This is a genomic window from Armatimonadota bacterium (genome assembly GCA_036504095.1).
In the GTDB taxonomy this organism is placed as follows: Bacteria; Armatimonadota; DTGP01; order JAKQQT01; family JAKQQT01; genus DASXUL01.
The window spans coordinates 44,023-70,434 of record DASXVS010000031.1 but is presented as its reverse complement, the minus strand read 5'-3'; the positions used below and the strand labels follow the sequence as shown (position 1 = coordinate 70,434).

Here is a 26,412-nt window from a genome sequence, read left to right as displayed (position 1 = left end):
ATACGCCAGTCTCTTGGCGAGACCTTTCTTCGCCAACACGCTGCTGATTGCGCTCGTCAACGTCGTCTTGCCGTGGTCCACGTGACCGATCGTTCCGATATTCACGTGCGGCTTTGTTCGCTCAAACGCCTGCTTGGCCATTTGAAATGCCTCCCCTTTGGATCAGTTCAAGTTATGAGGTCCGGCTATTTACCGGATCTGCTCTAGTGGGCCGCTTCGCGGACGCTCGAAATGCGCAACCGGCCCGGTCCGTTACTATGCGGCGTGCTTAACGCCGGTCTTCTGAATAATCTCGTCCGCGATGCTTTTCGGAACCTCTTCGTAGTGGCTCGGCTCCATCGTGTAGGAAGCGCGCCCCTGGGTCATGCTGCGGATGGTAGTTGCGTACTGGAACATCTCGGAAAGCGGCACCATCGCCTTGATGATCTTGCTCTCCCCGTGTCCGTCTTCCAGGCTCTCGATTCGGCCGCGCCGGCTGTTGATATCGCCGATGATGTCGCCCATGCTCTGCTCCGGCGTGACCACTTCAACGGCCATGATCGGTTCCTTGATGACCGGGCTAGCCTTGCGGACGGCTTCCTTCATCCCCATGCTGCCGGCGATCTTGAACGCCATTTCGTTCGAGTCAACCTCGTGGTATGACCCGTGGACGACGGAAACCCGGACGTCGACAAGCGGGTAGCCCGCAATGACGCCGCTCTCACACGCTTCGCGGCAACCGGCCTCGATCGACGGGATGTATTCACGCGGAATGGCGCCGCCAACAACCTTGTTCAGGAACTCAAAGCCTTCGCCCGCGGGCAACGGCTCGACTTCCAGGTAGCAATCGCCGAACTGGCCCCGGCCGCCGGTCTGCCGTTTGAACAGACCGTGCGCCTTCGCCGGCTTCTTGATCGTTTCGCGATAAGCCACTTGCGGCGCGCCAACGTTGGCCTCAACCTTGTATTCGCGGAACAGGCGGTCCTGGATGATCTCGAGGTGAAGCTCGCCCATTCCGGAAATAATCGTCTGGCCCGTTTCGATATCCGTTCGCATCCGGAAGGTCGGGTCTTCGGCGCTGAGGCGTCCCAGCGCGGTCCCGAGTTTCTCCTGGTCGCTCTTCGTCTTCGGCTCGATGGCGATGGAAATGACCGGCTCCGGAAAGGTGATGCTCTCCAGAAGGATCGGAGCCTTTTCGTCGCAAAGCGTTTCACCCGTGGTGATGTCACCCATACCGACGCCGGCGACGATGTCCCCCGCGTAAACTTCCTCTACATCCTCGCGCTGGTTGGCGTGCATTCGGAGGATGCGCCCCAGGCGCTCCTTCTTGCCCTTGCTGGAGTTATAGATGTAGGAGCCCTTGCTGATTTTTCCGCTGTAGACACGGAAGAACGTGAGCTTGCCGACGTACGAGTCCGCCATGATCTTGAAGGCCAGCGCGGAGAACGGGGCGTCGTCACTCGGCTCGCGGGTGAGGGGAGCCTCGGTCTCGGGGTCCATGCCCGGCACGGCGCCAACATCAACAGGGCTGGGCATGAAATCCACGACGGCATCAAGCATCGGCTGGACGCCTTTGTTCTTGAACGCGGAACCGCACAGAACCGGAACGATTTGCCCGCTGAGCGTCCCCACGCGAAGTACGCGGCGGATTTCTTCCGGCGTAATCGGTTCGCCGTCGAGGTATTTCTCCATCAGCGTGTCGTCGACGTCGGCGCACGCCTCGATGAGAGCCTCACGCGCTTCAATCGAGATATCCTTGAGGTCGGCCGGAATGTCCGCGTCGTTGCTCGTGGTGCCGAGGTCGTCAGTGTAGATGAGCGCGCGCATCGTGATGAGGTCAACCACTCCCGCAAACGACGATTCGGCGCCGATCGGAACCTGGAGCGACACGGCGTTGGCGCCAAGGCGGTCGCGCATTCGCTCGACAACCTTGAAGTAGTCCGCGCCTACGCGATCCATCTTATTGACGAACGCCATACGCGGGACCTTGTACTTGTTTGCCTGGCGCCACACGGTTTCGGACTGCGGCTGAACGCCGCCGACCGCGCAGAACACGGCCACGACACCGTCCAGAACGCGCATGGAACGCTCCACCTCAACGGTGAAGTCCACGTGCCCCGGTGTGTCGATGATGTTGATCATGTGGTCGCGCCAGAAACAGGTTGTGGCGGCGGACGTAATCGTGATGCCGCGCTCCTGCTCCTGAATCATCCAGTCCATGGTCGCGGCGCCGTCGTGCACTTCGCCCATGCGGTGCAGACGCCCCGTGTAAAAGAGGATGCGCTCCGTAGTAGTCGTTTTCCCCGCGTCAATGTGCGCGGCGATGCCGATATTTCTAGTTCTCTCGAGCGGATATTGCCTAGCCATTATAATACTCCAGGTGTCCGGTGTAAGGCACAAGGTGTCAGACTGGAAGCCTGACACCCCAATCCGTCACCTGGCACACGCCGTTACCAACGATAGTGAGCAAACGCCTTGTTTGCATCGGCCATCCGATGCGTGTCCTCACGCTTCTTAACCGCCGACCCCGTGTTATTGGCGGCGTCCAGCAGTTCCCCCGAAAGCCGGTCGATCATTGTTCGGCCACCGCGCTTGCGGGCCGCATTGATCATCCAGCGGATGCCCAGAGCCACGCGGCGCTCCGAGCGGACCTCGGTCGGCACCTGATATGTGGCGCCGCCAACGCGGCGGGGCTTCACTTCCACAACGGGCATCACGTTCTTGATAGCCCTGTGAAATACCTCGATGGCCGGCTGGCCGGTTTTTTCGGCCACGATTTCCATCGACGTGTAAAAGATCCGCTCGCCCGTGCTCTTCTTGCCACGGGTGAACAGGCGGTTGATGAATCGCGTCACCAGCCGGTCGTTATATATCGGGTCGGGCAGCAGTTCGCGCCGTGGCGCGGGGCCTTTGCGAGGCATATTACCATCTTCTCCTTAAAGAGACCTGGAGGCCGTCCTGTCCCACCCCTAAGGGCAGCGGTGCGCCTCCGAAACAGACTTGAGATGCGAGACTTGAGAGTTGAGACCGAAACCGGACCTCAATTCTCAATTCTCAAACCTCAAGACCTTAAGACTTGGGCTTCTTCGTGCCGTACTTACTGCGGCTCTTGCGGCGATCTTTGGTGCCGGACGTATCGAGCGTGCCGCGGACGACGTGGTAACGCACGCCAGGCAGGTCCTTGACGCGGCCCCCGCGGATCAGCACGACGCTGTGCTCCTGCAGGTTGTGCCCAACGCCCGGGATGTAGGCGGTCACTTCCTGGCCGTTGCTCAAGCGTACGCGGCAGATCTTCCGCAGTGCGGAGTTCGGCTTCTTAGGCGACACAGTGCGAACCACCAGGCAAACGCCACGCTTCTGCGGGGCGCCGGGCGTGGGGCTGGCCTTGCGCTTCACGGAGTTGAACTCCACGTGGAACGCAGGCGTGGTGGTTCTCTTCTCCACCTTCTTGCGTCCCTTACGAACCAACTGGTTAATGGTCGGCATTCAGACTTTCCTCTGGTTGTCGGGTGTTTCGGTGCCGGGCGGCGGGTTCTCTAGCGGACCGGGACCGACACCCGAATCCAGAAACCAGACGCCCCCAAAAAAACAAAAAACCTTGCGCGAGACGCAAGGGGGCTAGACGGACGAAACGCTGTCAATTGACGTTTGCTGCGTGGAAGTCCTGTGTGGCCAGATGCCCCCTTCGTAACGCGGGACCTTGTCCGTTGGACGGACCGGTTTCACCGCGCAGCTCTGCGCCCTGACGGGCGCCGTGCTCCTATGCTATGCGTACTGTATATGCCAGCCGCGCTCCGAAGAGCACGGCCTATAAACTATAGCCCAACGTGTGCCGACTGTCAAGCCACGCTCGAACGCAGCCAGCAGACGCCTTCACCAGTATAACACGGTCAACGACGCTTGTCCAAGGTTGATGTGTCAAATGTGAGACAAAGAGGTCTTGGCGATTGGGAGTTGGGGATTGGGATTCAGATTCCCCAATTCAACTTACATCGTCAATCGCCCGGCTTTCAGATTGTGCCGGCCATCCGCCCCGCACGCCCGGCCTAGCCCGGACGCGAAGGGCGAGTATTATTCTCTATGGCCAGCAACAGGCCAAGGGCCTCCGCGATGACCATGAGGATGATCCAGGAATAGGCAGCGTCGTAGAGATACGAAAGCACCGTATTCACATCCATGCGGACCTTCAGATCCGCGAGACCGGTCGGCATGCCGTTGAAGGAGCCTGCGTCCCAAGCCAGAAAAGCCCTGACCGCAAACAGGGCAACGGCAACCCAGGCGAGGGTTCGCAGAAATGACTGCATCCACTGGATCGTTTCCTCGCGCGTTCTGGTCTTGCGCTGTGGCGATGGCTTCGGCGGCGCGTCTTCCCCGTGGTCCCGGGGACCTGGATCGGTACAATATCGGCACTCACTCTCACCCACAGGGATCAGACGCGTACAAGTGGGGCAGAACCGGGGCTGAGTGGCAGCTCTCGGCGTCTGGCAGGATGAGCACACCAGAAGACTATCTTCGCATTCGTTCCCGCAGTTCGAGCATTTCCACATAGCGTTCCCCCTGGCTGGGAGGCTACTCCTCGGGTTGCTCCACAACGAGGCGCGGGATGCCGTTCACGACCGGATACCGGCGCGCGCAGACGGTGCAGACGAGTTCGTCGCCTTCCTCGCGAAGTTCGGGCCGCTCCGCGCAGGCGGGGCAGCGGAGCAATTCCAGCAGTTTCGGATCGATAGACATAATGGGTTTCGAGTTCCGAGTTCCGGGTTCCGGGTTCCGGGTTCCGCGTTCCGGGTTCCGGGTTCCGCGTTCCGCGTTCCGGGTTCCGGGTTCGGGGTTCCGAGTTCCGAGTTCCGGGTTCCGCGTTCCGCGTTCCGGGTTCCGGGTTCCGCGTTCCGGGTTCCGGGTTCCGGGTTCCGGGTTGTCGGGCTTGGGCAATGGACCCTCAGCCCTCAGCCCTTGCCCCTCAGCCCTACCCCGGTATCCAGATCGATTTCGCGGTGAGGAGTTCGACGTCCGAGTCCAGCATCAAGAAGTCGTCGGAGTGCGCGTGGAAGACGAATCCCTTGTAGGACGTGAGATACTGGTGTTTGGGCTGCAACCAGCCCCCGTTCGCGACGATGACGATCGGCTTTTCGGCCCGCGCCACGATGGACGTGAAATCCTCAGGCGTCACCTCCACGATCGCGCCCATCGCCTTGATTGCGTTTGCGACTGCTGCCGCCGCGGCCGCTGCCGCCCCTGCTTCCGCCATTTGCCTTCTCCTCCCGATGCCGGATCCCGGCCAGTGTGGACGCCGATTCGTCCCGCCAGGCAACCATACGTCCCGCAGCGATGACGCGTTTCATACCGAGGCTATTTCCTGGACGCCCTGATCGCCACCTCTTCCGCCGCCCGCCCGCCTGTTACCGGGCTGGCTCGTCGAAATGGGGTTCAACCCATCAGCGCCTTGAACTCGTCCACGCCGAGACCGGAGTGCCGGATGATGGCCCGCAGTGTCCCAGAATCCAGTTCGCGGTGATCCGGTTCGACGATCTGAGCCGCCGGCGACTCACGAACGAGGACGATGTGCGAACCTTTGCGGCGCACGACCTTGAATCCGATATGCTCAAGCGCGCGAACGCACTCACGGCCGGAAATACGGGGCAGGCCGCTCATACAGCCATCACTAAGGCGCCGAACGTCTCCTCCGGAACGGCTTCGTTGCGTTCCCTCAGGACATCGATGTAAAGGTCTATCGCCTCCCGGATATTTGCGGCCGCTTCCTCTTTGGTGCGACCCTGGCTGACACAGCCCGGCAGGCTGGGACATTCCACAACCCACCATCCGTCTTCCCCGGGGTACATTACCACTTGTCTCAAGGCCTCACCTCCACACCGTACATTCTAGTGTCCTACCGCTTCCGGCGGCCTCAGGAACGCCCCGACCAGTATTCCGGCTCCCGATGGAGATGGGCAATCGCTATGATAATGATGCCATCGACGCGGACTTGGTATATCACACCATATGGAAAACGTCGCATCAAGCATCGACGCGTATCCCCTGATAGCGGCATTTAGGCGCTCGGCATTTGTTCTACGCGCGCAACCGTGTCGCGCGCTTCGTTGACGAACTCGGCACCCAAACCTGGACGGTGCGTCTCGTAATAGCGTGCGGCGTCCATCAGTTCGGTTCGGGCCGCGCCAAGGAAGCGCGCTTTCACAGTCGCTCTGCCTCTGCGAATACCTGGTCGGCGGGGATTGCAGGCACCTCACCCGCATCATACGCTGCTATGCGTCTCTCTGCTTCTTCAGCCCAAAGGGCATCGATGCTCGGGTCCGGTCGGTCCAAGCTCGATAGCAGCCCTTCCGCGATTTCCGCGCGTTCAGTCGGCGCCAGCGCAAGCGCGCTTTCCAAAATGCTCTTTGCCGTCGATGACATTTGGCCATCTCCTCTCACATCTGCGTTAGCAGCACACCTGCTCGCAATTCTAGCAACCTACCTCTTCCGGCGCCCGCCGGATTTGTGCTTGGTTAGCATGTCCGGCTTCTGGGGCTCGCCCTCCGGGCGCTGGCGCTTGTTGCGGCCCCAGAGTTCGGCGCTCATATCCGCTTCCGGAAGGGTGTCGTCGCGCAAGGCCTCCAGTTGCTTGATGCGGTCGCGCATCGCGGCGGCGTCCTCGAAACGCAGCTCCTTGCTGGCCTTCTTCATCTGCTCCTTGAGGCGCTCGATGGCCGAGGGCAGTTCCGCCTGGTCGAACACGCCCGTCTCCAGCGAGGGGCTATACTGCGCCTTGCTCTCCGATACGCGGCCGGCCTCGTCGCTCATCAGCAGGTCGCGGATGCCCTTGATGATCGTCGCGGGCTCTATGCCGTGCTCGATGTTGTACGCCTCCTGGATGGCGCGGCGGCGGAGCGTTTCGTCCATCGCGCGCTTCATGCTGTCCGTCACCCGGTCGGCGTACATGATGACCCGGCCGCCGACGTTTCTGGCGGCGCGCCCCATCGTCTGGATCATCGAGGTTTCGGAGCGGAGGAAACCTTCCTTGTCCGCGTCCAGGATCGCGACAAGCGTGACCTCCGGCAGGTCGAGGCCTTCACGGAGGAGATTGATGCCCACGATGCAGTCGTATTCGCCGAGTCGGAGATCGCGGAGAATCTCGCTGCGTTCCAGAGTCTGGACGTCGCTGTGGATGTACTGCACGCGCACCCCCAGGTTGACCAGGTACTCCGTCAGGTCCTCCGCCATGCGCTTGGTGAGCGTGGTGATGAGTGAGCGCTCACCCTTCTCGGCGCGGCGGCGGACCTCTCCCAGCAGGTCGTCGATCTGGCCGCGGGTAGGCCTGATCTCGACCTCCGGGTCCAGCAGGCCGGTCGGACGGATGATCTGCTCGACGGTCTGCTCGGAGTTTGCTTTCTCGAACGGGCCGGGCGTAGCGGACACGAACACCACCTGATTGATACGCTCCTGAAACTCCTCGAAGCGCAGCGGCCGGTTATCCTTCGCGCTGGGCAGGCGGAACCCGAAATCGACGAGCGTAGTCTTCCGGCTCATATCGCCGTGGTACATGCCGTTGAGCTGCGGAATCGTGACGTGGCTCTCGTCGATGAAGCACAGAAAATCGTCCGGGAAATAGGTCAGCAGCGTGTTCGGAGGCGTTCCGGGCTCGCGGCCATCCATGTGGCGGCTGTAATTCTCGATGCCGCTGCAGAACCCGACTTCGCGGATCATCTCCATGTCGTACTTCGTGCGCTGCTCCAAGCGTTGGGCTTCAAGCAGTTTGTTCACGCTGTTGAAGTACGCCAGCTGCTCCTCCAATTCCTGCTCGATCTGTTTCAATGCCCGGTCGATGGTTTGTTTGCTCGAGACGAAGTGGCTGGCGGGGAAGAAGGTCACGCGCTCCTGCTCTCGAAGGACCTCTCCCGTCAGGGGGTCCATGATGCGGATGCGTTCCAGTTCGTCGCCGAAGAACTCCAGGCGGGTGATGACCTCCTCGTCGGTCGGGTGAACCTCCAGCGTATCCCCCTTCACGCGGAACGTGCCGCGCGTGAGGGCGATGTCGTTGCGGCTGAACTGCATTTCAACCAGTTGGTGAAGGATGGGGTCACGGTGATAGGACTGCCCGGCGCGCAGCGGAAGGATCTGGCGCATGTACTCATCCGGCGATCCGAGGCCGTAGATGCACGAAACCGAGGCAACGATGATCACGTCCCGCCGCTCCAGCACGGCCTGGGTGGCCGCATGGCGCAGGCGATCGATCTCGTCGTTGATGGACGAGTCTTTCTCTATATAGGTGTCGGTCTGCGGGATGTAGGCTTCGGGCTGGTAGTAATCGTAATAGGAGACGAAGTACTCGACCGCGTTATGCGGGAAGAACTCGCGGAACTCGGAGCACAACTGCGCGGCCAGCGTCTTGTTGTGCGCTATAACGAGCGTGGGGCGCTGGACCTCCTGGATGACGTTCGCCATGGTGAACGTCTTGCCGGAGCCGGTGACGCCGACGAGCGTCTGCATGCGGTCGCCACGTTCGACGCCCTGCACGAGACCGGCGATGGCCTTCGGCTGGTCCCCTTCCGGCCGGTAATCGGACACTATCTGAAATCGGTCTTCCATAACCGCTATTATACCGCGCCCGGCGATGAGCGAACAAACGTGCGACTGAGAAGCTGCTCAGCCAATCCAAACGTCGGGATCGAGCAACGCTTCATTCTGGAGATACCGAGTCGTTGAGCGCCGCCAGAAAGGCCAGAACAGAAGTCCAGTCGTGCTGACTACCCCCCATTCCCCATCTATCAGCGTTTCTGCCGTCCACCTGTAGGCAATGCCGCGCGCCGAGACGACCTTCAGCCGTGCATGACTGGATAACCCCCAAGCGAAGCACCGGAAAGCTGTGTCCGCATCGTCGAAACTTTCGTGCCAGCCGTCATAGTAAACCGTGAAGGTGCCGCGTTGCTCCGTGATCTGGACTAGGAATCCGGTTGGCGCAATGGGTCGGACTTGGATGGTGTCCTCCTCGCGAAGGACGACTAGATCTAGGTTGCATGCCAGCAGGTCCGCCGCGCGTTCGATTGTGGTCATCGGAGTCTCTCTGGGGGTCATGGGAGCCCATCTGAATACGGTCTTCCATGTCGCACATTAACCCCCGCCCGGCGAGGAGCGAACAAACGTGTGGGCGAAGCGACGCTGAGACGCGAAGGGGCGGATGACGCGGCGAAGGAGATCAGGCCGAGACGAGCATGGCCTCGGCCCGTGAGGTCGGCTCCGGTATGGGCTCGCCGCATTCGCGCATCACCGAGATGTGTCCTTCGATAGCCTCCCGTATGTTGCGCTTGGCCTCATCCATCGTCGCGCCCGTCGAGACGCAACCCGGGAGGTCCGGGACGTATGCCGAGATGTTCTGTGCGGCGGATTCGTAAACAACCAAATATTCCCTGGTCACCAGCTATTTCTCCCAGCCCGCCTGGCGGTAAATGCTGCGAAGCGTTCCCGGCGCAAGCTCGTCGGATGGATGTCCCGACACAGTGACGATCCCCGATCTGTTCGGCCGCCTGAAGTGGCGGTGGCTGCCCGTTGTCCTGACGAGCACCCAGCCATCTTCGTTCAGTCGCCTCAGCACATCGCGGACCTTCAATATGGCAAACTCCCTGGGGCAATCACATTCCCAAACGTATTATGCCACAGGCGCCGAGACGCCGCCTACGATCAACTGGCGCAGGAGTTACGTGGTCGCCCTCCGGCCGGTAGTCGGATACTATCTGAAAACGATCTTCCATACCGCACATTATACCCCGCCCGGCGAGGAGCGAACAATCGTACGGAAGGGGCGATGCGATCAATGAATGTGGCCGCTCCGGCTGAGATCCGGTTCTGCTTCGAATCCTGATTCTTGCCGCCTGCCCCACTGAGGCGCATCCGCAATATAATGCACCGTGGCGCCGCGCATACTGTCGCGTGACCTCAGTCGAAAGGAAACCCCATGAGCCGTACAGGTAGATCACTCACCCTTGCGTTCGCCGTTCTCGCCTTGCTGGACCGCGCCGGATATTGCGCACGTCCCAACGGAGGCCGCGGCGCGGGAGCATTCATCGCCGGCGAGTTCACGGAGCCCCGCCTCACCAGCCGTTGGGGCTACGGTACCACGGACCAGGAGCATTTCAACACCATCACCGGCGACAAGGCTGTGAAGACGACCGGCGACAGCTCCATCTTGTTTGATACGGGCAGCGGATTCGACGCCTGGGTCTATTTCCCGGACACCAAGGACCTGGACCTCGATGTGTCCAAGGCGACCGAGTTCAGGGTCTCCCTGAAATCTGAAAACGCCAACGGCTGGGGCGGCAGCGATCCCTGGTTCATCTTCCACGATATGCAGGGCCGCGCGGCGCAGTACGGGGGAACGGACCCGAAAACGGGCCGCCAGTTCAGCCCCGGAGGAATCCTCTCCGGCGCACTGAAGGACTGGGTGGAGGTGCGGCTGCCCATAGGAGCCGATGCCACGGCAAGATCCTCCATCGCAGGCTGGAGGCTGCAGGCTGACACTGGATTCGACTGGCGCCACCTGGCCAGCTTCGAGGTCCATGCGGACACCGGCGGTTACAGCTACAAGCTCTGGCTGGACAACGCCCGGTTCGAGGCCGCCAAACCGTTGAAGTGGTTCCTGTCGAGCCTCGATCGTCCCGACCTCACCGTGACCTACGCGGAGCAAACACCGCGTTACAGACGATATTTCCCCAAGTACGAGAACGGCTATCCCGAAATGGTGCCGGGCGAAGCCGAGGCCAAACACTGGCCTTCCGCGGGCGAGAAGGTATCCTACGGCGTCCACATCCGCAACGTTGGACGCAACGCGTCCAAAGCGACGCAGTTCGAGTGCAGAATCGATGGAAAGCTCGTCAAGAAAGCACGCGTGCCGGCGCTGAAGCCACGCCAGGAAACAACGGTTAACGTGCCCTGGAACTGGAAGCAGGGAGCCTATCCGTTCGAGGCGCGCGTCGATACCGGGAACACCCTTGACGAGATCACCCGGAAGAACAACGTGCTCACCTTCAACACCGACGCCTATACCCTGGACGCGTTTTGCGAGAAGGGGATGACTGAACTCGTCGATGGCGTGAACAACTACTACGGTTCGTTCTCCTACGAGGACTGGCTCCGCGGCGCGACCGTGGACAACATGAACCGCATTATGAAGCACAGCCGGTACGACTTCGCGCCGAACGGCGCTCCGACCTCGGTTCGGATCGACCGGATCGTCGTCGTGGACAAGATCACCGACGACGTGGAGCAAGGCCCGGCGTTCGGTACATACGACGGCTCCTGGAAGTACCCGACCGGCAGCGCCACCGAGTACCGGAACCTCGCGAACACCTACATGTGGGCCCTCGACCACGAACTGACTCACCAGATCGGAATCATCGATGACTACAACCTGGACCTTGCGGCGCAGGCCAACAAGGTGAACGGGAAGCCGTTCAGCCAGCCCAACGGCGGCATGATGGGCGGCGGCGACATTCGCCCCAACACCGCGCCGGCCTATGCCAATATCGACGTCGCCGGCATGAAGCTCACCTATGGGAAGAGGCGAGGCTACTTCGGTGAATACCTTTATGCGGTTCCGACGCGGAACACCCTCTCGCTGACGGTTGCAGGCAAACCGCTGGCCAACGCTGAGGTCATCGTGTACCAGAAGCATGACGGCGGCATCGCGGATGATCCGATCCAGACGGGCACCACGGACGCCCAGGGGCGTCTGGTATTGGCTAACCGCCCGGTCAAGAATGAGTTCACGACAGCCACCGGGATGACGCTGAAGCCGAATCCATTCGGGCACATCGATGTGGTGGGCAACAACGGGCTGTTTCTGGTCCGCGCCAAGGATGGCGCAGCGTGGCGTTACGGCTTCCTGCCGATCACGGACTTCGTGGTGGAATACGCGCGCGGCCACCGCGAGGAGGCCACGTTCACGCTTGAGATGGCGCCGGAGTAGGCTTTGGCGGCGAGGGCGAAAGACGAAAGGGCACACGCATGAACGATATGCCGGACGAACCTCAGCACAACCCTGACGCGGCCATTCGCATCCCTCGTCCGGAGGACGATTGGCCGAAGGCCCGTCAGACCGGTACTTCAGTGCCGGGCCAGCAGCCGGAGGTTAGCAGCACCGATCAGCGTTCTTTCAGCCGCCTCCACCTCAAGGTCGCGGACGGTTGCGCCACCATTGTTCGGCGAGAGAAAGGTGGGCTCTTCGTCCTGCCGGACGTCCTTGGCGAGCACCGCATTGAGGGCGAGGGGCTGGTGTGGCTGCTCGCCCCCTCCGGCAGCGGCCGCCCCAGTATCCTCGTCAGAGTTCGCGGAGGCGCCACGGTCCGCGCGCGGGAAGGCGGGGTTGAGGTTGAAGGGCCTGCCTGCTCTTCCGAAGAGCATTCAAGCCCGCCGAGAGCCGATGCCATGGGAAACCGCTTCTCTTTCCGGGTCGAGCACGGCGAGGAGTTCGAGGAGGCGCTCGCCGCGTTCTACTGGGATACCATGGTCCCGTGCATTGTAGAGCGCACCGCGGGCGCTTCGTATCCGGATCCCGACGGGTTCGTCCGGAGTTCACCCTCCACCGAACGCTTCGCCGGCACCTACCCCGCCTGCGACCACGAGTTCGGCATCAAAGGACGGATTGCGTTCGGAGACGAAGTCGATCTCGCCGTCGTCGGGCGGATGATCGACCTCGAGTTGCGCATGATGCGGGAAAACCCGGACGGATTCTGGGGCTGCCCGTGCGCTGTACAGCCCGATGGCGTACGCGAGTACTTCTGGCGGCGTGCTACGCTCGACGGTTCGAACGAAGCACAGATGTTCCGCCTGTCCGGCAACGCGGAAGTCCAGGAAAACGCGTGGCTTTACTACGCTCTCACGAAGGACCGCGCCTGGCTGGAGGCGCGCATTGAAGACATGGAACGCGCCACGAAGCAGATCGTGCGCTTCATTGATCCGGACGGTTGGCTGGAAGCTCACGCGTTTTATGAGGACGCCGTCATCAAGGACGGATGCTCCACAGAAAGTACGGCCCTCACCGCCAACGCCCTGAGGCTACTGGCCCAACTGGAAACGGCCCTCGGGCGCATCGATCAGGCGCGGCATTTCGCGGACCTTTCGGAGCGCATCGCCGCACGGTTGTCCCTGCCGCTCCCTGAAGGGCATTGGAATCCGGCAAACCGGCGTTTCGTCGATTGGATCGACCGGCGCGGCGTGCCACACGACCATATGCAACTGCCCGCCAACATTCTGCCGCCATTGCTCGGGTGGGCGACGGAGGACCAGACGGAAGCCGTCGCCAAACTGGTCCAAGACGAGTTCGCCGAGTTCCAGCGGTTCCCCTCGTTCGTATCCGCGCGGATTGCCGACTACACGGACAGCGAGATCGGTATCCACGGTCCGTTCGACAGTTGCGCGATGGCCCGAACGTGGTGCTGGGACGCCGCATACTGGCATAGCCGGGGCGAAGGGGAAGTGTTGCTGGGGCAGCTGCTGGCGGTCGCTCGCAAGGGCAAAGAGAGCGGCTGGCATATGGCAGAGCGCTATGACATGGGGCACGTCTACTATGCCGACGGCACCGATTTCCACGGATCGACGCATTACTATGAGTATCCCTGCGTCTTTGCATGGGTCCTCATCCACGACTATCTGGGCGTTCGGATCGCCCTGGACGTTGACCTGGAAATCGCGCCGAGGTTGGTCGGCGACGGTGATGTCCGCCTGGATGCTCCTTCGCTCGCCATCGAATACAGGAAACTCAATGGTGTGCTTTCCATCACGAACCTTGCGCCGCGGGCCAGGACTTTCCGCATCGAAGGCGTTGAGCATAACGTCTGCCTTGGACCCGGCGAATCGTGGACAGATATTCGCGGTTGATGCTTGAGTTTGCCGTGCTCATACACACGACAATGGCCTCCACCGACGACCCGCCCTCTGGCGGCGGCCCGGTGGAGGCCATTTGGAGTCTGGTCTACCGCGCCGCTCCGAACACCTGAATCTCCGACATCGCCACGCCGTCGGTGTTCTGCAGGCACGTGATCCGAAGGTAACGCGCCGTCGTCGGACGTGCGCCGTAAGTGACCCAATGTATCGCCGGGCTGGCCGGGTCGATATCGCGGTCATCGCTCATCGCCTTGGCGAAGCTCAGCGGGAACTGCCGGCTCAGTTCGGTCACTCCGGTCCGGAACGAAGCGTCATCGGCGGCCTCGATTTTGAACCGTTGAAAGAACTGACCGTACGACGCGCTCTGCAACAGCCGGATGGCCGCCACCGGTACGGGCGCGCCAAGGTCGATCTGCATGTAACTGCCCGATGGCGCGGGCCCTCCGTTCCAGGTGGTTTCCGGGTCACCGTCCGTGAGTTTTGCGGCCTCGCCGGGGTTCAAGACCGACTGGACAGCCTTTCCTTTGGCGAGGTTCGTCGCCCAGTCCACCTTCGTTGGTGAAATCTGTGTTCCCACGTCCTCGATATAGGCGTCGTGGTATCCCTCCGCGTACGCCCGGTTCAGATCCACGGTCCGCACGAATCGGTAGTCCTTCTGCTCGAACCCTTCGATCTTGAGCATCAGCAGGGTGTTGGAGCCCACGACATCGATCCGCCCGAACGGGTTCTTCTTAAGCATCGTGTGTCCCGTGGCGGTCGTCACGTCCGAGGCTTCACCGGAATCCTGGTCGGGCAGTTTCAGCACGCCGTTCGCGTCGGCTGTCAGCCCTTCCGCCACGACGTTGTCGTCCGTGATCTTCATCCCGCTAAACTGCCAGATTTTCACCTTTGCGTACGGGATCGGTTCCCCATCCGCGGCCAGCAGCCGCACTGAAATGGACCGCGGCAGGTCATATTGCCATTCACCATAGAACCCGTTGCGGTACGGTGTGTCGGAGTTGAACCCCAGCACATCGATGCCTGCATAGAGGCCTGTGCCCTCGGTGTACTGGTCGTTTGGCCGCGTGTCGTCGCCGCCCATCAGTCCGGAGTAGGCATACATATCACCACGCGTTACATAGTATTGCCCGCCGTCCTTGGCGTGCTGTTTGCCCGGTTCGGTCAGGGTAGGTGGCTCGATGTTGGACCAGTAGACATCGAACGCCCCCAACACCTGGTGGCTGGCCTCATGGATGAGTGAACCTTCCAGGAAGATGCGCTGTCCGCGGAGGAAGTTCTGCGCGTTCTTCACCGCCGCGGCATCCTTCAACTGGTCGCCTTTCAACCACTCGGTGCCCCATTCGCCGTCCCAATGGAAGTCCGGCTTGTCGTCCAACCGGTGGATGCCGCCGCTCAGGCGCCCGGTCGGCACGATCTCGAAATCGTCCAGAGCGACGCGCTGCAGGCTTCCATCCGGCGCCAGCCCGTCAAACCGGGACTTGTCCAGGTACGTCTCGTTCCAGATGTGCTCGTGCCACTTCAGATAGTCTTCGTACGAATACGATCCGTAGGCCGTCAGGAACTGCTTGCCATACTCATAGGCATCGCGCTCCACCCAATACTTCCACGTACGCGCCTTGATGTAGCGGCTCTCGAGGTTGTTGTTCTTCGTGATCTCGGATATCCTGTCGCTGGGATCGATCTCAAACGTCAGCTTCTCGTCCCGGATGTCCGAAAGGTCGCCGATCCACGGCATCTGGATGGACTCCGTCGCCGTCTGCTCCGCATCCAGCTCGACCTGTTTCACACCCTTCTTCAACAGCCGGCCGTTGTAACGCCACTCCCAATCCACCGGGCCACGATACCTGTCAAACCCGGAGTTCTTGATGGTCGCCGTATAAGTGAGGACTTCGCCCTTATCCGGCCACTTCTTTGTGTCTCCGTTCAACGGGAACTTCATAATCCCCGGATTGTCGTCGCGGTATGCCTTCCGCTCGTAGCTCTTAACGCCATCATCGTGATAGCGAAGGTAGCGCGGTGTGCGCGCGATGAACGTCACGTTGAGGTCAACGCCCTTCTGCTCGCCCTCGTTGAGCATCGGTTCGAAGGTCACCACCAGTTCCGGGCGCAGATCCGCCTCCATCACATCAGAGCTGTACACCTGCACGGGGCCGCGGGCGGCGTCCGGCTTCTGCATTTCGATGGCCCAGCCGAAGTTCTTGTACGCCTTGCCGAACCAGTATGCGACGTCCTCCACCAGTCCCGGACCGGTGATAGTCCAGGTGTTGGTGGCCACGCTGTAGCCCACGGATGTATCGGTTGTGAGGCTTGGGTCGTTGCGTCGGTCCGATCCGCCCTGCGCACCCGGCTTTGACCAGCCCACCCCATTCGCGCGAGGGCTGCTGAGCGCCTGGTTCCATGTCGAAGTCCAGTACATCGGGTGGCCGTCGGCGCCGCCGTCACGCCACTCGGTGGATATGCGCCGGAGGGTGATGTCGACGTCTTTCGTGAAGCGACCCGGCACGGGGTGAAGGACCAGTTTCACGTCGGTGATGCGGGAGCGCCGGTCTATTGCCCGGTTCAGTTGGCCGAACTGAATGAGCACAACGTTCCGCTGTCGGGGTTCGAGCGTGAGGGCCTTCGATGCGCCGAAGCTGTCGTCCGGGTGGCGCGAATCCAGTGTGGTATCGGCCGCATCCATATAGGTGTAGGACTTGTCACCCCATTGCACCGGCGTGACCCTGTACGGTTCCACCCGTTGATAGCGGCGAAGATACACCGTGTCTGCCCTGGCGGCGGATGTGATGAGCGCTACAGCAGCCAGCGCCCTCACTGTTCGGTTCATTCTCATCGTCAGAAAGGTCTCCTCAGGAAAGTGCCGCATCCGACAGGGACCGGCATCGACAACGGGCCATTGTATGCAAGGCGGCCGGGAGGAGACAAGCGCGACCACTCGGTCTGGAAGGAGGTTGGCCACCGGGCAAATGCTGTATGCATCTTCCCGATGCCTCAGTGCCCACAGTATCCCGGTGAAGGGTTGCACGGGCGCGCCGCCAAAACGAACAGGGGGCCGGCCCTTTCGGACCGGCCCCGTGCCGCGGCCGCTTTGCGGTGGCCGCATTTGATCGTGCTCTCCGGTTGAGACGGGCGGAGAACGGGTCCGTCCTTTCGGTCCGTTCCCGATTCCCCGGGTCATCCACCTCGAAAGATGAACTCCCCCGGTTCGCCGAGTTCGGTTCCGGTTCCTTTCACACTCCCGAGGGAGCGCTTCCGGCCCGGTTCCAGATTCCGTTCACGACCCTTGCGGGTCTTCGGGCCTTAATTCCGGCGCAAACCGGAATCGGCATGGGCGCCCTTGATTCCAACCCCGTTGCCCGGGTTGGAGCCCGGTATCGCCCATCGCTGGGGTGATGCTGTTGCCGGACCGTTGCCGGTCGCGGCACATCCCCCGGAATCGCCCTCGCCTCCTTCGGATCGGAGACGCCTCCGCTTTCGCGGTGGCGTTCCGCCGGCGGTCCCCTATCGCGATGCTTTCGCATCCAACGGTCGAGGCCTCGATTGTACGACTGGCTTTCGCCGCGGGGCAGGTCTGCCAAGCCACATTCCCGGCGTTAGCCAGAGATGATGGTCCAACATCCCACCAGTCGCACCGCATTTCTGCTTTACGACCAGGAGCGAACTGCCCGGGTGATAACTTTCGCTCTTCCCGGTTAAGGACGCTCCGCCCTCCAAAGCGCTGAAGCGCTTTGCCCGTACCGCCGGACCCGCTGTCCTGATGGCTTTCGCCTTCATTTCGGCGGATCGCCCCGTTCCTTCAACCAGGCAGTGCCCGGTCTCAAGAAAGGACCGCACCCTTCCGCCAACCCTTTCGGGTAGCGGGGGCAGGAGGCTCTCCGCTCTTCTCCAGCCGGGCTATCTTCCCTGTTCCGGACTTGCGACCGTCGCGGCCTTTCGGCTGCGCCGGCCGGGCCCTTTCCAGGCGATACCCCCGGCCTTCATCGATTTGCGGAGTGGGCTATCCCATCAGCCCGACGCCTCGGTCAGAGTTGCATCCCGTTCATGCGGTTCGCGGGTAAAGGGGTTCCACAACCTCCCCATGCGGCACGATCAAAACCTTGCCTTGAACTCTGATGAAAAGTATTGTAGCGGGTCCCGCGACGGAAAACATGCTTTTCAAGGGCCGGGAGGTGTCAAGAAGTGGGCATCGAATTTGAGCCATTTCAGCCCAATTTCACGCTCAAATCGGGGTTACGCTTGACCTCGGAAGACCCTGTATAAGGTTGCCTGACGAACCTGTACTAGCCATCGATCTCGCCGTCAAAAACGGTGACGGCGGGGCCGGTCATGAAGACGTGGTTGTCCGCCCGCCAGTCGATCTGAAGCGGAAGTCCGGTATTGAATGTCGTAGGGTCCATTGGCGGCATTACACTAGTCGTCAACAGCGCTAGGTGTTGGCCACGAAGAGGAAGACTACGATCTCTAGCGCAATCTTAGCCCACCCGTGGGCATTGTCAATCCTGCTCTTTGAAGCCACGAGGATGATCGCTATGATGATCGCGACGCCATCAAGAGCGAACCCAAACGACATAATCATCTTGTCGCCAGGGCTGGTGAGCAACATGATCCAGATGAACGGCCAAATGGACCACATCGTGGTGATCAGTTTCCTTTGGCACGCAGGGGTGAGTGATGCCGGGTCAGGTAGCGGAGTAAGTGCAGCTCCCGAGTGGACAGGCCCCAAACCCCGACCTGGCGAAGCTGCCCGGGAACCCAACGGCCTGGAGGGGTCTTCCCGTGATTGACCGAATTCACGGCGCGGACATGACTCCGCGTGTGCAGGAAACACACCGCCACAGGACGGGCAAGTATACGTACGCGTTCGGATCGAAGCCGGATTCACCCAGGGAGGGGATTGGTCTGCCCCACAGGAAGGGCAGTGGGTGGCGGTTGAGTCAATCTGTTTGCGACATGCCCGGTTTACGCAGAAGAACGTTTCAGTCATCGTCGGACCTCACGTAGAAGCTCATTGCAGAAGAGGTAGCTGGTGATACGTCAGCTTGTCGCGGTTCACCGCGTTATGTCAACTTGCTAGTATCCAAATGCCCACTCCGCAAGCACGCCTGGTGCCGTTAGGCCTCGATCTCGCCATCAAAAACAGTGACCGCGGGGCCCGTCATGAAGACATGGTTGTCCGCCCGCCAGTCGATCTGAAGCGGGCCGCACTAACCAAAACGGTCCTCCGTTTGGGCGCTGAATACCCCAGCAACAGATGGGTCCAACCGGAATAACCCGGTTTATGGATTGGCGGGAAGGCTGCTCGCTGGCGGACCAACTTCCACGGAGTAGAAACAGTGGCGCTTCTTCTCCGCCTCAGATAGATTGTCTTGGCCCGGATCGGCGCGAAACTCCTCCGTTACCTTGCGAGTACTACCATCGGGTACCTCGACACAGAAGGTCATAATCCGGCCGCCCGCACCTGATTCGTCCGGCAAGAACCACACGCGTTTGTGCCCGCCGAATCGCTTTGAAAGATCAGCCTGGACAACTGACTCCAAATCCGCCCACTTTGCACGTTCGGGGGGCCGCTCGGTTAAGGGTGGCGAAGGTTTGACCGCTGGGACGGTTGTGCCTCCAACATCTTTCGCGGCCTCATCAGACCAGTCGTTCATGCCCTTAGCTACCGCTATCTCCTCCTCGGTTGGCGTGTCTCCCCTGATTTCCAGCGTCGACCGACCCTTATACGAAAGGTATCGGTCGTGCTTCTCGTTCTCGAACCGTATAACTACGAGAAAGTGGGAACGGAGCATTGCACCGAAGCTATTTTGGGCATCGACTGTCGTCAAAACAAGATAAGTTGGCTTTCCGTCCGCCTTCTTGGTCCGATCTAGGATTCGAGTTTCAGAGAATTGCGCGGTGGAAGGGCTCTTCAACTGCTCCTTTACGATCTTCTGTGCCTCACCTAGCGCTTGGGCTTCATTGAAGGACGGGCTGGAACACGACGAAAGCAGCAGTATCGCAATGGATGCGGACAACGCCATGCACACGGGCCGCATCATAAACCTCTTGCCCGCGACGGAGTGCGCAAGGTTGGTCGCGGTTGGATAGGTGTGTAACACGAACATCTCCTTGTCGAGGTCTAGGTCGTAGTCGCGACGCCGGGTATCACTGCGTCTCTCAATTCTGCCGCTAGGGCAACTTGCTGTAACTCGATATGATGCTGCCTTTCGTCGCTGAGAACTGCCCTGCCGAAGTCCGTTTCAGGATGATGCTTGTCCAGCGACCGATCCAACAGTTCACGACGCTCGATGTGAGTGGCCCGCAAAGGGCATTGTACTGACTTAACTCGTGCTTCTTGATGTCCAAGGCGACATCGTCAACTATGTCTTCTCCATAGGGCATCGGTATTCGATTGAGTGCTCGGTTGACAAGATCGAGTACCCCCTGCGTTTTTAGCGCCATTCTGCGCCCCTCCTCTGATTCGATGTCACCAAACTTTCCGTAAGTATAGCAGGCACACGCCCCAGCCGTCGGGCGCCCCACGTGCGCGGCTACACTTCGATTTCGCCGATGAAGACTTCAACGGCGGGGCCGGTCATGAAGACATGGTTGTCCGCCCGCCAGTCGATCTGAAGCGGGCCGCCGGGGAGATTGACCCTCACCTTCCGTCCGGTCTTGCCGAGGCTGGCGGCAACAACCGTGATCGCGCAGGCGCCGGTTCCGCAAGCCAGGGTGGGGCCGGCGCCGCGCTCCCAGACCTTGACCCTGACCTCGTTCGGGCCCGTCTGCTCAACGAAGTGGACGTTTGTGCCCGCCGGGAAGAGGGAGTGGGTTGAAATCCGGGGGCCATAACGCTCCCAGGCGAAGCCGTCCAGGGTGTCCAGGAAGATCACAGCGTGCGGGTTGCCCATATTGGCGCCGTTGACGAAGAACTCGCGGCCCTCGACGGTCAACGGGACGTTGAAATTGGTCCCCTCACCCGCCATTGGGATGGCGGCGCGGTCAAGGCGCGGTTCGCCCATATCAACCGTAACGTTCGAGCCGTGGACGTCCAGGGTCAGGACGCCGGCGCCGGTCTCGACGCGGACGGGATTCTTTTCCGTCAATCCGTGCTCGTGAAGGAAAATGGCGAAACAGCGGATACCGTTGCCGCACATCTCGGCCTCAGACCCGTCCGAATTGATGACACGCATATTGAAATCCGCGACCTCGGATGGTCGAACCAGGATAAGCCCGTCGCCGCCGATGCCGAAGTGGCGGTCGTTCAAGCGAGCGGCCAGTTCCGGCAGGCTGTCGTCCGGGATCGCCCTCGCCAGATCGTCCACCAGTATAAAATCGTTGCCCAACCCATGCATTTTCGAAAACTTCACTGCCTGTCCTCCGCCAACATTATAGGAGCATATGTGACGACCACGGAGTACACGGAATCCGCGGAGGTGCAGGTAGGGTATCTGCATCGTGCCTCCGTGACCCTCAGTTTCCTCCGTGCCCTCTGTGGTTCGTTCGCGGCACTTTGACCCGCGAACCGTGGTTGGGTTTATGATGGCTGGTATGGGTATGCGCAAGATAAGCGTTCGGACCGCCGCGCGCGAGCAAATGGTCGATATCACCCGGCAGGTCCAACAGGCGGTTCAGGACGGCGGAGGCGCCGATGGCGTGGTCACGGTCTTCTGTCCGCACACGACCGCCGCGGTCACGATCAACGAAAACGCCGATCCGGACGTCCAGCGCGATGTCCTGGCTTATCTCGGACGCCTGATCCCGCGCGAGGCGGGGTTCCGCCACGCAGAAGGCAACTCGGACAGCCATATCAAGACGGTGCTCACCGGACCCAGTGTACAGGTCATCGTGGAAGGCGGCACGTTGATGCTGGGCACGTGGCAGGGCATCTACCTCTGTGAGTTTGACGGCCCGCGAAACCGCGAGGTCTGGATATATACGTAGGATTCAAGGGTCAGGATTCGGGATTCAGTGCAGGCTCGGCAGGACGGGCAATGCGCCGGTCAGTCGCATGAACCGGCGAACGGCCGGGACCAAGACTGAATCCTGACTCCCGAATCCTGATTCCTGGGAGATCGATATGTGCCGGATGATGGTTCAGGTTGGCGGAACGCCGGACAAAGGCGTTCTGGACGAATTTCGCGCGCTCGCCGCGAACGGCAACGTACTGCCGGGCAACACCTGCGGTCACGGGGACGGCTGGGGTTTCGCCGCCCTCCGGTCCGCTACGTTGACCCTGTTCACCAAGAGCGAAAAGGACGGGGCCACGGACCCCGCTTTCTCCTCGGCCGCCGCACTCGTGGAAACGTCCGGCGCCGATATCGTCATCGGTCATCTGCGTAAGGCGAGCGTCGGCGATCTCACGCCGGCCAACGCGCACCCGTTTACGCACGGCCGCTTCGTCTTCTGCCACAACGGGGGCATCAAGGAAAGCGAGCGGATCCCCATCTACGGCCTTGCGCCCACCGGCGAAACGGACAGCGAGCGGTTCTTCCTGAACATCGTGGGCAGGATCGAATCGGGAGAGGTACGGACATTGCGCGAGGCCTGCGAGGCGGCCACGCGGTACGTTCACGAGAACCACAAGTATTCGTCCATTTCGTTCATCATCACCGACGGCGAGGAAACGCTGGCGTGGAGGGACTACCGCGATACGCTGCAGCCCGGTGAGGAAAAGCCGAACAATTGGGACGTCTGGCCGGAATACTACACCCTCTACCAATCGGCCAAAGCCCGCGCCGTCTGTTCCCAGCCGCTAACGCAGCTTGCCGCCGACTGGCAGCTCATGCCGCTGCGACAGATCATTTCCCTGGCCTGACGACTCTCGAGGACACGCGCGCCTCACACCTGTGATCGGATCGTTTGATATGACCAAAGAAGAATTCGCCAAGACGCTTGATATGACGCTTCTGAAACCGGACGCAACGCGAGATGCCATCGTCAGGCTGTGCGAGGAAGCCCGTGAGCTGAAGCCCGCTTCCGTGTGCATCTACCCCATCTGGATCAAGACGGCGGCAAAGGTGCTTGCCGGGTCCGGCGTTCCGGTCTGCACGGTCATTGGGTTCCCCACCGGCTGCTCCGTCAACTCGGCGAAGGCCCTGGAGATCGCCAACGCGGTGGAAGCCGGCGCGGAAGAGGTGGATATCGTTATGAACCTCGGCGCCGCCAAGACCGGCGACTGGGAAATCGTACGCAAGGAACTGGCGAAACTGATCGAGGCCGCACGCGTTGAAGGCCTTCGCCACAACAAGCCGCGCATCATCACCAAGGTCATCATCGAGTGCTCCGCGCTGACGGACGACGAGAAGGTGCAGGCGTCCAGCATCGTGCGCGATGTGGCCGCCGATTTCGTGAAGACCAGCACCGGCTTCGGTTCCGGCGGCGCGACCGTGGACGACGTGAGCTTGCTCCGCAAGACGGTGGGGCCGGATATGGGTGTCAAGGCCGCGGGCGGCATCCGCACGATCGAACAGGCGAAGGCGATGCTCGAAGCCGGCGCCACCCGCCTCGGCACGAGCGCCGCGAAAGAGCTGATCGCCGCCTTTTAGTTTCGAGTTCCGAGTTCCGAGTTTCTAGTTCACAGGTCTTCTGTCGGCGCTGGTCGTACTCGAAACCCGATACTCGGAACCCGCAACTAGGAACTCGGAACCCGGAACTCACTCCCTATGCCTTCCCCTCGCGTATACCGCGCCAACGCCATCGTGCTGCGGCGCATCAACCTGGCCGAGACAGATAAAATCGTCACGTTCCTCACCCGCGAGTTGGGCAAGGTCAGCGCCGTGGCGAAAGGCTCGCGGCGCCCCGCCTCCCGCCTTGCCGGCGCCACAGAGCTTTTCGGGTATTGCCGCGTCCTCTTCGCCGTCGGGCTGCACCTCGACGTCGTCACGCAGGTCGATGTCCGTGAGGCGTTCCCCGGAATTCGCTCCAGCCTCCACAAAATCGCCGCCGCAAGCTACATGGCGGAGCTAACCGACCACCTCACCGAAGAACGGCACCCGAACGCGGAAGTTTTCGACCTTCTGCTCGCCGGGCTGTACGTCCTCAGCGCCCTGGAAGAGCCGGACCTGGTCGTCACCGCCTTCACCCTCCACATGATGGCGGTCTCGGGCTATACGCCGTCGCTGGACGTCTGCGCCCGCTGCCACGGCGAGGGCAAGGCATTCGCGGCATTCAGCCCGACGATGGGCGGGGTAGTCTGCGGTGATTGCCGCACCGCCGCCAGGGACGCCTTCACTGTATCCGCCGACGCCATCGATGCGGCGAGGAAGATGCTCGCCTCGGAGATGCCGCGTGCGTCCCGCATCGAGATGACGACGCAGGCGAGGGTCCATCTGTTGCGAATGGTTCGCACGTTCCTCGCCTACCACACGGACCGGCCGCTCAAATCGGCGCGATTCCTTGACGAACTCCTGGCGGCGAAGGCGCTCAGCGACGCCGGCATGTGAGGAATCGGGCCGGGGTGCCGCGTGTGTCAGCGTATCCGCACTCCGTTCCGCGTGCCAGCCTGTGGTATAATGGACTATCCCATTCTCTGACTGGAGCGCGGTATGGCAATTGCCGGAATACGTATTCAGACCGTGGTGGCGGCCGTTCTGGCGATCGCCCTTGTTGGCGCCCGGACGCCGGTCGATGCGGGCGTGATGCTCCAGGGCTTCTACAAGGACGTCCCGACCCCCAACGTCGCCACGAGCGACCCCAACTACCGGAGCACGTTCTGGTGGGACAATCTGGCGGCTCGAGCGCACTCGCTCTCCACGGCCGGATTCACTGCCGTCTGGCTGCCGCCGGCCATCAAGGGCGCCAACGGCGGCGTCTCCATGGGCTACGATCCGTTAGACGATTACGATATCGGCTCGAAGTGGCAGCATAGCCCCCAGAACGGGTCCACGCGCTACGGCACGCGGCAGCAACTGCAGCGTCTGTGCGCGTTGCTGAAGGCCAACAACCTTGATATCTATTTGGACGTCGTGGAGAACCACCGTGACGGTGACTCCGGCAATCGCCAGTTCAGATACGTGGACGCATACGGCCATTACCCGGGCGGACGTTTTGAGAAGAACCCCGGCGATTTCCATTTCAACCCGTCCCCCCTGATATTCGTGCCGCAGGATCCCAACGTGCCGGCGGATTGGGATCCGGGTGACGCCGGACTGGAAGCATCCAGCCCGTTCGGGGCGGACCTCGCGCCGGTCAATTCCACCACCCCCAACCGCTATCTGTGGAACGGCCTCAACAATGCGGGCGACTGGCTGACTAAGGCTCTGGACGCCGATGGTTACCGCCTCGACTACGTGAAGGGGATCAGCACTGACTGGCTGTCATCGTTCCTCTCCACGGGAGCGATGGCCGGAAAACTCGCGTTCGGCGAGTATTATGACGGCAACCTGGGCAAGGTCCAGCGCTGGGTGAACGGCGCCGGGGGGATGAACAACCGGTGCAGCGCGTTCGACTTTCCGCTAAGGTACCAGTTGAAGGCGATGTGTTCCGGCGGCGGCGCGTTCAACATGGCGTCCCTGGACCACGCCGGCCTCGTTGGAGTGGACCCGTTTCATGCCGTGACGTTCGTGGAGAACCACGATACCGACGTGAGCGATCCGATCACGGCCAACAAAATGCTCGCCTACTCATATATCCTCACGAACGAAGGTTATCCGTGCGTCTTCTACCGCGATTACTCCACGGAAGCGGGCTGCTACGGCCTGAAGCCCGCGGTGGACCCCCTGATCTGGATCCACGAGAAAATCGCCTACGGGCGCACTCAGCAGCGGTGGAAGTCCGGCGACGTCTTCGCCTATGAGCGCATGGGGAACGAGGTGGGACACGATAACCTGCTGGTCGGCCTGAACGACAATGGGGCTTCAGCGCAAACGGTGGCGGTAGCGACCGCCTTTGGCGCCAACATCACGCTAAAAGACTACACAGGGCACGCGCCCAACGTCACGACGGACGGCGCCGGCAACGCGACCATCACGATCCCGGCCAACGCCGGCGGCGCGGGTTACGTCTGTTATGCCAGGGACGGGATCACCGGCCCGCCGCACGCCGCCGCGGGACCACGGGAAACCACCCAGGAATTCGCCGGCGCTACGGACCTGGACATCCGCCCCGCTGAAATGGGAGTCGCCAACAAGGTGGCATCCATCTGGGCGCAGGCGGGGAAGCCGATCAGGCTTGAACTGTGGTATCACACCGACCCGGCCTGGACCGATACCACGCGCCTCGACGTCACGCTGATCGACCCCGCGGGCGCGACGGTGGCAACGTCTTCGTTCACCAAGGCCGGTCCCCAGGGCGGCGGGTTTACGTACACTCCGCCGGCATCCGGCTTCTGCACCTTCTTCATCGAGGCGTTCGATACCCCCGCCGCCGACCCGAAACCGGTCTATTGGCTCAAGGCGCATTACACCGCGCCGGCCGTGTTCCCTGTCGAAGTGCCGACGGCGCTCAAGGTAGCGGGCGGCTTAGCTAAGGGAACGGTTGACCAGGCCCAGTTCGCGGGTGGCGCGGTAACGGTGGCAGAGGCGGTGCGCCTGATGAAACTCTGGAGCGGGCTGGAATAGCGCGGCGCGAGCGAAGATCCGG

At 61.5% G+C, this 26,412-nt stretch carries 25 protein-coding genes and 1 pseudogene; 7 read left to right on the top strand and 19 right to left on the bottom strand.

The annotated features are described in order from the left end of the window. From VGM51_06545 to VGM51_06480, 14 genes are all read right to left on the bottom strand, one after another. On the bottom strand, positions 1–141 hold a 141-nt coding region (locus VGM51_06545), incomplete at its 3' end, for a GTP-binding protein (protein HEY3412699.1). Between the two features lie 114 nt (positions 142–255). Beyond that, positions 256–2,346 carry an elongation factor G gene (gene fusA / locus VGM51_06540; protein HEY3412698.1) on the bottom strand — a complete coding sequence of 697 codons (2,091 nt, stop codon included), beginning with the start codon at positions 2,344–2,346 and terminating at the stop codon, positions 256–258. A gap of 83 nt (positions 2,347–2,429) precedes the next feature. After that, complete coding sequence (rpsG, locus tag VGM51_06535; GenBank protein ID HEY3412697.1) at positions 2,430–2,900, bottom strand: 30S ribosomal protein S7; 471 nt, start codon at positions 2,898–2,900, stop codon at positions 2,430–2,432. A gap of 148 nt (positions 2,901–3,048) precedes the next feature. Continuing rightward, positions 3,049–3,465: a 30S ribosomal protein S12 gene (rpsL, locus tag VGM51_06530; GenBank protein HEY3412696.1), complete on the bottom strand. Its 417-nt coding sequence runs from the start codon at positions 3,463–3,465 to the stop codon at positions 3,049–3,051. Between the two features lie 560 nt (positions 3,466–4,025). Continuing rightward, positions 4,026–4,283: a hypothetical protein gene (locus VGM51_06525; protein ID HEY3412695.1), complete on the bottom strand. Its 258-nt coding sequence runs from the start codon at positions 4,281–4,283 to the stop codon at positions 4,026–4,028. 265 nt (positions 4,284–4,548) lie between these two features. Next, entirely contained in the window at positions 4,549–4,713 is a 165-nt protein-coding gene (locus tag VGM51_06520; GenBank protein ID HEY3412694.1) for a Trm112 family protein, read from the bottom strand. A 232-nt stretch (positions 4,714–4,945) separates the two neighbouring features. Further along, positions 4,946–5,227, bottom strand: a complete 282-nt coding sequence (locus VGM51_06515; protein HEY3412693.1) for a hypothetical protein — start codon at positions 5,225–5,227, stop codon at positions 4,946–4,948. 179 nt (positions 5,228–5,406) lie between these two features. Next, positions 5,407–5,631 carry a type II toxin-antitoxin system HicA family toxin gene (locus tag VGM51_06510; GenBank protein ID HEY3412692.1) on the bottom strand — a complete coding sequence of 75 codons (225 nt, stop codon included), beginning with the start codon at positions 5,629–5,631 and terminating at the stop codon, positions 5,407–5,409. Beyond that, the gene (locus VGM51_06505) at positions 5,628–5,834 is read right to left on the bottom strand and encodes a type II toxin-antitoxin system HicB family antitoxin (protein ID HEY3412691.1); all 207 of its coding nucleotides are present in this window, start codon (positions 5,832–5,834) and stop codon (positions 5,628–5,630) included. The genes VGM51_06510 and VGM51_06505 overlap by 4 nt, the downstream gene beginning before the upstream one ends. Before the next feature lie 337 nt (positions 5,835–6,171). Beyond that, positions 6,172–6,393, bottom strand: a complete 222-nt coding sequence (locus VGM51_06500; GenBank protein HEY3412690.1) for an addiction module protein — start codon at positions 6,391–6,393, stop codon at positions 6,172–6,174. 57 nt (positions 6,394–6,450) lie between these two features. Continuing rightward, a complete protein-coding gene (gene uvrB / locus VGM51_06495) occupies positions 6,451–8,565 on the bottom strand; it encodes an excinuclease ABC subunit UvrB (protein ID HEY3412689.1) in 2,115 nt (704 codons plus the stop codon). Between the two features lie 57 nt (positions 8,566–8,622). Continuing rightward, a complete protein-coding gene (locus tag VGM51_06490; GenBank protein ID HEY3412688.1) occupies positions 8,623–9,030 on the bottom strand; it encodes a hypothetical protein in 408 nt (135 codons plus the stop codon). A gap of 142 nt (positions 9,031–9,172) precedes the next feature. Further along, positions 9,173–9,391, bottom strand: coding sequence for a type II toxin-antitoxin system HicB family antitoxin (locus VGM51_06485; protein ID HEY3412687.1), 219 nt, complete (start codon positions 9,389–9,391; stop codon positions 9,173–9,175). 3 nt (positions 9,392–9,394) lie between these two features. Next, complete coding sequence (locus VGM51_06480; protein HEY3412686.1) at positions 9,395–9,583, bottom strand: type II toxin-antitoxin system HicA family toxin; 189 nt, start codon at positions 9,581–9,583, stop codon at positions 9,395–9,397. Between the two features lie 345 nt (positions 9,584–9,928). Between VGM51_06480 and VGM51_06475 the strand changes: the two genes are divergently transcribed. Next, entirely contained in the window at positions 9,929–11,938 is a 2,010-nt protein-coding gene (locus tag VGM51_06475; protein HEY3412685.1) for a CARDB domain-containing protein, read from the top strand. A gap of 38 nt (positions 11,939–11,976) precedes the next feature. After that, positions 11,977–13,848 (top strand): hypothetical protein, encoded by a 1,872-nt coding sequence (locus VGM51_06470; protein ID HEY3412684.1) that lies wholly within the window; start codon positions 11,977–11,979, stop codon positions 13,846–13,848. A gap of 94 nt (positions 13,849–13,942) precedes the next feature. On the opposite strand, the gene VGM51_06465 is transcribed toward VGM51_06470, so the two are convergent. The 5 genes and pseudogenes from VGM51_06465 to dapF form a co-directional block, all read right to left on the bottom strand. Next, a complete protein-coding gene (locus VGM51_06465) occupies positions 13,943–16,684 on the bottom strand; it encodes a discoidin domain-containing protein (GenBank protein ID HEY3412683.1) in 2,742 nt (913 codons plus the stop codon). Between the two features lie 1,593 nt (positions 16,685–18,277). Beyond that, a complete protein-coding gene (locus tag VGM51_06460) occupies positions 18,278–18,484 on the bottom strand; it encodes a hypothetical protein (protein ID HEY3412682.1) in 207 nt (68 codons plus the stop codon). A 478-nt stretch (positions 18,485–18,962) separates the two neighbouring features. After that, positions 18,963–19,052 (bottom strand): annotated as a pseudogene (locus VGM51_06455) (diaminopimelate epimerase). A gap of 75 nt (positions 19,053–19,127) precedes the next feature. After that, on the bottom strand, positions 19,128–19,949 hold the full coding sequence (locus tag VGM51_06450; protein HEY3412681.1) for a hypothetical protein: 822 nt from the start codon (positions 19,947–19,949) through the stop codon (positions 19,128–19,130). A 432-nt stretch (positions 19,950–20,381) separates the two neighbouring features. Continuing rightward, a complete protein-coding gene (gene dapF / locus VGM51_06445; protein ID HEY3412680.1) occupies positions 20,382–21,200 on the bottom strand; it encodes a diaminopimelate epimerase in 819 nt (272 codons plus the stop codon). Between the two features lie 187 nt (positions 21,201–21,387). On the opposite strand from dapF, the gene VGM51_06440 reads away from it, so the two are divergent. The 5 genes from VGM51_06440 (at position 21,388) to VGM51_06420 (ending at position 26,390) form a co-directional block, all read left to right on the top strand. Beyond that, entirely contained in the window at positions 21,388–21,774 is a 387-nt protein-coding gene (locus VGM51_06440; protein ID HEY3412679.1) for a secondary thiamine-phosphate synthase enzyme YjbQ, read from the top strand. A gap of 145 nt (positions 21,775–21,919) precedes the next feature. Continuing rightward, positions 21,920–22,648 (top strand): class II glutamine amidotransferase, encoded by a 729-nt coding sequence (locus VGM51_06435; protein HEY3412678.1) that lies wholly within the window; start codon positions 21,920–21,922, stop codon positions 22,646–22,648. 49 nt (positions 22,649–22,697) lie between these two features. Next, a complete protein-coding gene (gene deoC, locus VGM51_06430; protein HEY3412677.1) occupies positions 22,698–23,378 on the top strand; it encodes a deoxyribose-phosphate aldolase in 681 nt (226 codons plus the stop codon). A 117-nt stretch (positions 23,379–23,495) separates the two neighbouring features. Beyond that, positions 23,496–24,275, top strand: coding sequence for a DNA repair protein RecO (recO, locus tag VGM51_06425; GenBank protein HEY3412676.1), 780 nt, complete (start codon positions 23,496–23,498; stop codon positions 24,273–24,275). Between the two features lie 102 nt (positions 24,276–24,377). Next, a complete protein-coding gene (locus VGM51_06420; GenBank protein HEY3412675.1) occupies positions 24,378–26,390 on the top strand; it encodes an alpha-amylase family glycosyl hydrolase in 2,013 nt (670 codons plus the stop codon). Positions 26,391–26,412 lie beyond the last annotated feature (22 nt).

Bases quoted from the DNA above. Each gene is read 5' to 3' on its own strand.
- deoC (HEY3412677.1), top strand. From the start codon at position 22,698: ATGACCAAAGAAGAATTCGCCAAGACGCTTGATATGACGCTTCTGAAA.
- VGM51_06525 (HEY3412695.1), bottom strand. From the start codon at position 4,283: ATGCAGTCATTTCTGCGAACCCTCGCCTGGGTTGCCGTTGCCCTGTTT.
- rpsL (HEY3412696.1), bottom strand. From the start codon at position 3,465: ATGCCGACCATTAACCAGTTGGTTCGTAAGGGACGCAAGAAGGTGGAG.
- VGM51_06420 (HEY3412675.1), top strand. From the start codon at position 24,378: ATGGCAATTGCCGGAATACGTATTCAGACCGTGGTGGCGGCCGTTCTG.
- VGM51_06500 (HEY3412690.1), bottom strand. From the start codon at position 6,393: ATGTCATCGACGGCAAAGAGCATTTTGGAAAGCGCGCTTGCGCTGGCG.
- fusA (HEY3412698.1), bottom strand. From the start codon at position 2,346: ATGGCTAGGCAATATCCGCTCGAGAGAACTAGAAATATCGGCATCGCC.
- uvrB (HEY3412689.1), bottom strand. From the start codon at position 8,565: ATGGAAGACCGATTTCAGATAGTGTCCGATTACCGGCCGGAAGGGGAC.
- recO (HEY3412676.1), top strand. From the start codon at position 23,496: ATGCCTTCCCCTCGCGTATACCGCGCCAACGCCATCGTGCTGCGGCGC.
- rpsG (HEY3412697.1), bottom strand. From the start codon at position 2,900: ATGCCTCGCAAAGGCCCCGCGCCACGGCGCGAACTGCTGCCCGACCCG.
- VGM51_06435 (HEY3412678.1), top strand. From the start codon at position 21,920: ATGATGGTTCAGGTTGGCGGAACGCCGGACAAAGGCGTTCTGGACGAA.
- VGM51_06460 (HEY3412682.1), bottom strand. From the start codon at position 18,484: ATGTGGTCCATTTGGCCGTTCATCTGGATCATGTTGCTCACCAGCCCT.
- VGM51_06475 (HEY3412685.1), top strand. From the start codon at position 9,929: ATGAGCCGTACAGGTAGATCACTCACCCTTGCGTTCGCCGTTCTCGCC.
- VGM51_06440 (HEY3412679.1), top strand. From the start codon at position 21,388: ATGCGCAAGATAAGCGTTCGGACCGCCGCGCGCGAGCAAATGGTCGAT.
- VGM51_06465 (HEY3412683.1), bottom strand. From the start codon at position 16,684: ATGAGAATGAACCGAACAGTGAGGGCGCTGGCTGCTGTAGCGCTCATC.
- VGM51_06490 (HEY3412688.1), bottom strand. From the start codon at position 9,030: ATGACCACAATCGAACGCGCGGCGGACCTGCTGGCATGCAACCTAGAT.
- VGM51_06470 (HEY3412684.1), top strand. From the start codon at position 11,977: ATGAACGATATGCCGGACGAACCTCAGCACAACCCTGACGCGGCCATT.
- VGM51_06510 (HEY3412692.1), bottom strand. From the start codon at position 5,631: ATGAGCGGCCTGCCCCGTATTTCCGGCCGTGAGTGCGTTCGCGCGCTT.
- VGM51_06515 (HEY3412693.1), bottom strand. From the start codon at position 5,227: ATGGCGGAAGCAGGGGCGGCAGCGGCCGCGGCGGCAGCAGTCGCAAAC.
- VGM51_06520 (HEY3412694.1), bottom strand. From the start codon at position 4,713: ATGTCTATCGATCCGAAACTGCTGGAATTGCTCCGCTGCCCCGCCTGC.